5 protein-coding genes are annotated in these 7,295 nt (G+C 73.9%); 1 reads left to right on the forward strand and 4 read right to left on the reverse strand.

Annotated elements, in window-relative coordinates:
* Positions 1-76: 76 nt before the first annotated feature.
* Both ACFYTE_RS26490 and ACFYTE_RS26495 read right to left on the reverse strand, forming a co-directional pair.
* Entirely contained in the window at positions 77-1,603 is a 1,527-nt protein-coding gene (locus ACFYTE_RS26490) for a leucyl aminopeptidase (protein ID WP_388715202.1), read from the reverse strand.
* A gap of 901 nt (positions 1,604-2,504) precedes the next feature.
* Positions 2,505-3,353: an adenosylcobinamide-GDP ribazoletransferase gene (locus tag ACFYTE_RS26495; protein ID WP_388715205.1), complete on the reverse strand. Its 849-nt coding sequence runs from the start codon at positions 3,351-3,353 to the stop codon at positions 2,505-2,507.
* 80 nt (positions 3,354-3,433) lie between these two features.
* On the opposite strand from ACFYTE_RS26495, the gene ACFYTE_RS26500 reads away from it, so the two are divergent.
* On the forward strand, positions 3,434-4,186 hold the full coding sequence (locus ACFYTE_RS26500; RefSeq protein WP_388715208.1) for a hypothetical protein: 753 nt from the start codon (positions 3,434-3,436) through the stop codon (positions 4,184-4,186).
* A gap of 113 nt (positions 4,187-4,299) precedes the next feature.
* Here ACFYTE_RS26500 and ACFYTE_RS26505 read toward each other — a convergent pair whose 3' ends face one another.
* Together ACFYTE_RS26505 and ACFYTE_RS26510 are read right to left on the reverse strand one after the other, a co-directional pair.
* Positions 4,300-4,974, reverse strand: coding sequence for a hypothetical protein (locus tag ACFYTE_RS26505; RefSeq protein ID WP_388715211.1), 675 nt, complete (start codon positions 4,972-4,974; stop codon positions 4,300-4,302).
* 10 nt (positions 4,975-4,984) lie between these two features.
* Positions 4,985-6,781 carry a phosphatidylglycerol lysyltransferase domain-containing protein gene (locus ACFYTE_RS26510; RefSeq protein ID WP_388715214.1) on the reverse strand — a complete coding sequence of 599 codons (1,797 nt, stop codon included), beginning with the start codon at positions 6,779-6,781 and terminating at the stop codon, positions 4,985-4,987.
* Between the last annotated feature and the right edge of the window lie 514 nt (positions 6,782-7,295).

Below are 7,295 nucleotides of genomic sequence, written 5' to 3' on the forward strand. Positions count from 1 at the left end.
GCGCCGCACCCGCATCGAAGGGGCGCGGGGAACTGCGCAACCGGCCAAAGCACGGCGCAGCCGCCCGCGGGCGAACTCAGCCCAGGCCACCCCCCGCCGCAAGCTCCGCAAGCCGCACCAGCGTGCGCACCGCCGAACCCGTACCGCCCTTCGGCGTGTACCCGAACGGTCCGCCCTCGTTGAACGCCGGGCCGGCGATGTCGAGGTGCGCCCAGGTGATGCCGTCGCCGATGAACTCCTTCAGGAACAGGCCGGCGACCAGCCCGCCACCCATCCGCTCACCCATGTTCGCGATGTCGGCGGTCGGCGAGTCCATGCCCTTGCGCAGGTGGTCCGGCAGCGGCATCGGCCACGCCGGCTCGCCGACCTGCTCGGCCGCCTCGTGCACCGCGGAGCGGAACGCGTCGTCGTTCGCCATGATCCCGAAGGTGCGGCTGCCCAGCGCCAGGACCATGGCGCCGGTCAGGGTCGCCACGTCCACGATCGCGTCCGGCTTCTCCTGCGAGGCGGCCCACAGCGCGTCCGCCAGCACCAGCCGGCCCTCCGCGTCCGTGTTGAGCACCTCGACGGTCTTGCCGCTGTACATGCGCAGCACATCACCCGGACGGGTGGCACTGCCCGACGGCATGTTCTCGGCGAGCGCCAGCCAGCCGGTGACGTTGACCTCAAGGCCGAGCCGCGCGGCGGCCACGACCGCGGCGAACACCGCGGCGGCGCCGCTCATGTCGCACTTCATCGTCTCGTTGTGACCGGCCGGCTTGAGGGAGATGCCGCCCGAGTCGTAGGTGATGCCCTTGCCGACGAGGGCGAGGTGCTTCTTCGCCGCGGGGTTGGTGTACGACAGCTTCACCAGGCGCGGTGCCGCGGCCGAGCCGCCGCCGACGCCGAGGATGCCGCCGTAGCCGCCCTTGGTCAGCGCCTTCTCGTCGAGCACCTGCGCCTTGATGCCGTGCTCCTTGGCCGCGGCCTGGGCGATGGCCGCGAACGCCTCCGGGGTGAGGTCGTTCGGCGGGGTGTTGATCAGGTCCCGGGCGCGGTTCAGCTCCTCGGAGACGGCGGTGGCGCGCGCCAGGGCCGCCTTGTATTCCTTGTCGCGGGGCTTGCCGCCGAGCAGCGCGGCCTCGGCGAGCGGCGTCTTGCCGTTGCGTGCCTTGCCGTTGCCGGCGTTGTCCTTGTAGGTGTCGAAGGAGTAGGCGCCCAGGAGTACGCCCTCGGCGATCGCGGAGACGGCGGCGGCGTCGGCGACGGGCAGCGCGAAGGCGGCCTTCTTGGCGCCGTTCAGCCCGCGGGCGGCGACACCGGCGGCCTTGCGCAGCGCCTCGGTGCCGTGGGTGGCGCCCTTCGCGGGCTCGTCGCCGAGGCCCACCGCCACCACGAGCGGCGCCTTGAAGCCGGCTGGCGCGGGCAGCTTCGTCAGCTCGCCCTCGGCGCCGGTGGCACCGAGGGTCTCCAGGACGCCGGCGAGCTTGTCGTCGTACGCCTTGTCCACGGCTTCGGCGCCCGGTGCGACGACGGGGCCCTTGGCGCCCTTTGCGACACCGACGACGATCGCGTCGGCCCGCAGGCCGGGCGCCGCGGCGGTGCTGAGAGTCAGAGCAGTCACTGTGGTGAAATCTCGCTTCCGATGTGAAGTTGCTGTGGCCGAATGGGTGGGTGGACCGGGCCCGGGGACCGACCCTAGAACTGGCCTGAGGGCGCGTCGCGACCGGGGCCTTCGCCCTGCCGGCGAGCACCCGGGACGAGCCTACGCGTGTGTGTGCGCCTGCTCATTCCCCTGGTCGTTCACCCGTGGGTGACGTCGTGGCCATGTGCCGCCCCTGCGCTTCGGTGACCTGAGCCACATGCGCCGGTCCCCGACGGGCACCCCCACTGCCCGTTCGCCGAATTCTCACCGATCACCCCCGCGAACTCCACAAGGGACCGGTCACCCTCCTGTATATGCCACGCCCAGCCGCCCCCCCAGGGGCCGCGGGAAACGACGCACCCGGCTACGACACCGCCGCAGCCGAGTACGGTGCCGCGGCCGAGTGACGAGCACGCCGATCACATCTATCCGCGGGGTTCAGTCACCGCCCCGGAAGGGGCGCGGGGAACGGCGCGCCCAGCCACGATGTCGCCGCGGCCGAACGGCGAGCACGCCGAGCACGTCTATCGGCCGGGTTCAGCGACCGCCCCGGAAGGGGCGCGGGGAACGGCGCGCCCAGCCACGACGGCGCCGCGGCGGACTACGGCGCCGCAGCCGAATGACGAGCACGCCGAACAGGTCTATCCGCCGGGTTCAGCCACCGCCCCGGAAGGGGCGCGGGGAACGGCGCACCCAGCCACGACGGCGCCGCGGCGGAGTTCGGCGCTGCGGCGGAGTGGCGAGCGCGCCGATCACGTCTGTCCGCCGGGTTCAGCCATTGCCCCGGAGGGGGCGCGGGGAACGGCGCGCCCGGCCACGACGGCGCCGCGGCGGAGTTCGGCGCCGCGGCTGAGTACGGCGCCGCAGCCGAACCGCGATGTCACGGCCCCCCCAGCGGAGCGCCTAGCGTCAGCAGTACGAGCGCCGTCGTCGCCGCCGTCTCCGCGACCGCGCCGAACACGTCTCCGGTGACCCCGCCGAAGCGGCGCACGCAGTGGCGCAGCAGGACTTCGGCGACGCCCACAGCGACGACCACCCCGAGGGCGGCACGGACGCCGTCGTACGCCCCGAAGACCGCACCCCCGGCCCCGGCCGCCGCCACCACCGCACCCCCGGCCCCCACCGCCGCCACCACCGCGACCCCGGCCGCGACGGCGCCGCCCGCCGGTACCACTCCCGCGACCGCCGCGCCCAGCCCCTCCGGCCGGGCGGCCGGCACCCCCGCGCGGGCGGCGGCGGTGAGCGCCAGCCGGGCGGCGGTCGCCGAGACCACGGCGGCGAGCGCGCCCCGGGCCCATGAGTCGCCGTACGCCTGCGCCAGGGCGGCCAGTTGGGCCGGCACCACGAGCAGCAGGGTGACCACACCGAACGGGCCGATGTCCGACTGCTTCATGATCCGCAGCGCGTCCTCGGCGGGCTTGCCGCTGCCCAGCCCGTCCGCGGTGTCGGCGAGGCCGTCCAGATGCAGACCGCGGGTGAGTACGGCGGGTACGGCGACCGAGGCGACGGCGGCGAGCGGCGGGCCCGCGCCCAGCAGGAGCAGCAGCAGCCCGGCCCCGGCCGCGCAGCCGCCCACGACCAGCCCGACCAGCGGGGCGCTCAGCATGCCGAGCCGGGCCGCCTCCCGGTCCCAGCGGCGCACGGCGACGGGCAGCACGGTGAGGGTGCCGAAGGCGAAGCGAAGCCCATCCGAGAGCGAGGCGGACGAGGCGGGCGAGGTCGTGGACACCGGCGCAGGGTACCCGGCGGTCGCGTGGACACCGCCGGGCGCCGGGATTCCCGATCGGCCGCCAGGGATAAAGTGCGCACATGGGACATTGGCTGGACCGGAACATCATCGAGCCCGGCAAGCTCCCGCTGCTTCTGGCCCTCGCCGCGTTCGTCGTGACCTTCCTGGTTACCCGGTCCATCACCCGGCTGATCCGGGCGGGCAAGGGCCCCTTCCGCAACGTCAGCGCGGGCGGGCTGCACATCCACCATGCCGTCCCCGGTGTCGTGCTCACCGTGATCGGCGGCTTCGGCGCGGTGGCCAGCGGCCGGCACGGGCTCGGCGCGTTCCTCTCCGCCGTGGTCTTCGGTATCGGCGCGGGCCTCGTCCTCGACGAGTTCGCGCTGATCCTGCACCTCAACGACGTCTACTGGACCGAGGAGGGCCGCAAGAGCGTAGAGGCGGTCGTCCTGACCGCCGCGCTCGTCGGCCTGCTCCTCGCGGGCTTCGCGCCGTTCGGCGTCAACGACCTGTCCACGGAGGAACTCCAGGGCCGCGGCGCGGCCATCACGAGCGTCGCCGTGAACTTCCTGTTCTCCCTGGTCTCCCTCAGCAAGGGCAAGACCCGCACCGCCCTGTACGGCGTCGTCGTCCCGTTGATCGCCCTCGTCGGCGCGGTTCGCCTGGCCCGGCCGGGCTCGCCGTGGGCCAGGCGCTTCTACCGGCGCCGGCCACGGGCCCGTGCCCGGTCGCTGGTGCGCGCGTACCGTCACGACCGCCGCTGGTCCGGTCCCGGCCGGGCCGTCCAGGACTGGATCGCCGGCGCGCCCGACCGCTCTGCGGGGGGCCGGTGACGGGCCCCGCCGGGGGATGGGCCGTCGTTCGTCTGCGGCTTGGTTGTGGTTGCTCGCGCCCGCGCGGCGGAGCCGCATATCGATGCAGCCCCGCGCCCCTGCGGGGCGCGCCGCTAGCCGTTCTCTGTTCGGTGGCGGTTGTTGTGGTGGAGGACGGTCAGCAGGGTGCACAGGGCGGTGACGCCGGCCAGGGCCGCGATGTGTTCCTTGCCCGCGAGGTTGTCCTTGACCAGTACCTCGATCACCATCGCGAGCACCACCGCGCCGCCCGTCGCACAGGCGCCGTACCGCCGGCTCAGATACACGGCGAGGCCCACCACGGCCGCCGACGGGCCGGTGTCCACGACCTGCGCGTCCGAGGCCGGCAGGCCGAGCGGCGTGTGCGGTCCGAGCGCGATGCCCACGCGCGCGTACAAGGTCCCGGCGAGCGTGGCGACGTACGCGACGGTCAGCGTGCGCCACCAGCCGAGGCAGATCTCCGCGATGCCGAACACGAACAGGATCTGCGCCAGCGCACCCCACACCGGCAGGTCCAGCGCCGGGACGAACAGCGACAGCGGGGTGCGCAGCAGAGCGAGCCACAACGGGTCCCGGGCCCGCACGGCGCCCACGTTCTGTACGAACTGGAAGCCCCACGACTGGTTCTGCACCACCTGAAGCACCGCGGTGAGGCACACCGCGGTGAGCGTCATCGGAATCGCCCGCAGGCCGCGCTTCAGCAGCGGCTCGCGCACCGTGACGTACAGCAGTCCCCACTCGGCACGGGCCCAGCGGGCGACCCCGCTCATCCGGCGGACCTCATCGGTGCGTGTCCAGGTGTCTGCGGTGCAGCCACCCGGGCCGTCCGGGCGCCTCCAGGAAACCCTCCGCGTGCGCCGACGCCAGGCCGATGCGCGGAAGGTCCGCGCTCTTCTCGAAGAGCAGGAACCGGGGCTCCCAGATGGGCCGGTACTTGGCGTTGGCACGGTACAGGGACTCGATCTGCCACCAGCGCGAGAAGAAGCTGAGCAGGGAGCGCCACAGCCGCAGCACCGGACCCGCGCCGAGCCGCGCGCCGCGTTCGAAGACGGACCGGAACATCGCGAAGTTGAGGGACACCTGGGTGATCCCGACCTCCCCGGCCCGGCGCAGCAGTTCGATGACCATGAACTCCACCAGCCCGTTGTCGGCGTCCCGGTCCCGCCGCATGAGGTCCAGCGACAGCCCGTGCGGCCCCCAGGGCACGAACGACAGCAGCGCCTTCAACTCGCCGTCGGCATCGGTGCATTCGAGCATCACACAGCGCCCGTCCGCCGGGTCCCCGAGCCGTCCGAGCGCCATGCTGAACCCCCGTTCGGTGGGACCGTCCCGCCAGTCGTCCGCGCGCTGCACCAGATACGTCATCTCGTCGGCCGGGATCTCCTCGTGCCGCCGCACGCGCACCGCGTACCCGGCCCGCCCGACCCGGTTGTGAGCCTGCCGTACGGTGCGCATCGCCCGGCCGTCCAGAGTGAAGTCGGCCACCTCCACGATCGCCTCGTCGCCGAGTTCCAGGGCGTCGAGGCCGTGCCGGGCGTACACGGTCCCCGCCTCCTCACCGGCGCCCATCACGGCCGGGATCCAGCCGTGCGCGCGGGCCTGGGCCAGCCACGGCACGATCGCCCCGGGCCACGCCTCCGGATCGCCGAGCGGATCCCCGGAGGCCAGCGACACCCCGCCCACGACCCGGTACGCCACCGCCGCCTTCCCGGTCGGCGACCACACCACGCTCTTCTCCCGGCGCAGCGCGAAGTAGCCGAGCGAGTCCCGTTCGCCGTACCCGTCGAGCAGCACCCGCAGCCGCTTCTCGTCGTCCCCGGTGAGCGGGTCGACGGCGCGCCGGGAGCGGAAGGCGGCGTAGAACACGGCCAGGACGAGGGCGGTGCTCAGCACGTTGATGACGACGTTGACCCAGTTGGGGGTCGAGATCCCGGGGAAGTACGACTCGTCGGCGGCGACCGAGACCAGCCGCAGCGTGCCGTAGTGCCAGCGCTCCGGGAACGTCGAACGCCCGGCGTCCGGCGCCCGGTTGGTGACCGTCACGAACAGCGCCGCCAGCAGCGAGGCGGCTAGCCCGCCGCCGACCGCGACGCCGGCGGCGAGCCGGGGGTTGGACCGGTCGCCCTTGGCGTAGAACTCGCGGCGTCCGACGAGCAGCGCGGCGACGAACCCGGCGGTCAGCGCGAGGGAGATCCAGTTCTGCGCGTACTGCCGGATCTCCGGGAAGGTCATGGCGAACGCGAACAGGGCGAGGAACGCTCCGCTGAGCGCCAGGTTGAGGATCCACGCGGCGCGTTTGCGGCGCCGCATGGTGATCGCCAGGAAGGCGGTGAACAGGCCCGAGGCGAAGCCCGCCGTCAGCAGGTACGGCGTGAAGTAGTTCTCCTGGTTGTGGCGGCGCACGTCCTGCCCGAGGGAGACCCACACCGCGCTGAGGAAGTTGACGAAGGCGACGGCCCGCAGGTACCAGACGGCGAACGCGGCGGCCCGCGCCGAGGCCGTGCCGCCGGGCCGCTCCCGGTCACCCGACCGCCCCGGGCCGGCGTCCTGCTCCACGGCAATTCGGGCATCTCCCATGAGGAAGGATCATATGTCCGAGACCCCGACGAACCCCTCACACCCGCCCACACCCGCGCCCCACCACGGTCGACGCCCCGCGCCCCGCGCCAACGAGCCGACGACCGACAGCCGGGCCGGCAGCCCCGCGCACCGCGCACCGCGCCAACGAGCCGACGACCGACAGCCGGGCCGGCAGCCCCGCGCACCGCGCACCGCGCCAACGGGCCGGTGGCCGACAGCCGGGCCGGTAGCACCGCCCGGGGCGGTAGCGCGCTTGGGCGCGGCCGGTGGTGTGAGCCGCCCGTTCCCGCTGACGCTCGGCTTCCAGGCGCGGTGGGGGCGGGCCGGTTGCCGGGCAGCCGCGTCGCGGTCGACGGACCCGGACAGCCCCGTGCACCGTGCCAACGGGCCGGTGGCCGACAGGCGGGCTGGTAGCCCCGCCCGGGGCGGTAGCGCGCTTGGGCGCGGCCGGTGGTGTGAGCCGCCCGTTCCCGCTGACGCTCGGCTTCCAGGCGCGGTGGGGGCGGGCCGG

The sequence above is a fragment of the Streptomyces sp. NPDC004629 genome (assembly GCF_042873595.1).
GTDB lineage: Bacteria > Actinomycetota > Actinomycetes > Streptomycetales > Streptomycetaceae > Streptomyces.

Excerpts from the sequence above, each read along its gene's own strand:
- ACFYTE_RS26500 (WP_388715208.1), top strand. The coding sequence starts at position 3,434 with ATGGGACATTGGCTGGACCGGAACATCATCGAGCCCGGCAAGCTCCCG.
- ACFYTE_RS26505 (WP_388715211.1), bottom strand. The coding sequence starts at position 4,974 with ATGAGCGGGGTCGCCCGCTGGGCCCGTGCCGAGTGGGGACTGCTGTAC.
- ACFYTE_RS26510 (WP_388715214.1), bottom strand. The coding sequence starts at position 6,781 with ATGGGAGATGCCCGAATTGCCGTGGAGCAGGACGCCGGCCCGGGGCGG.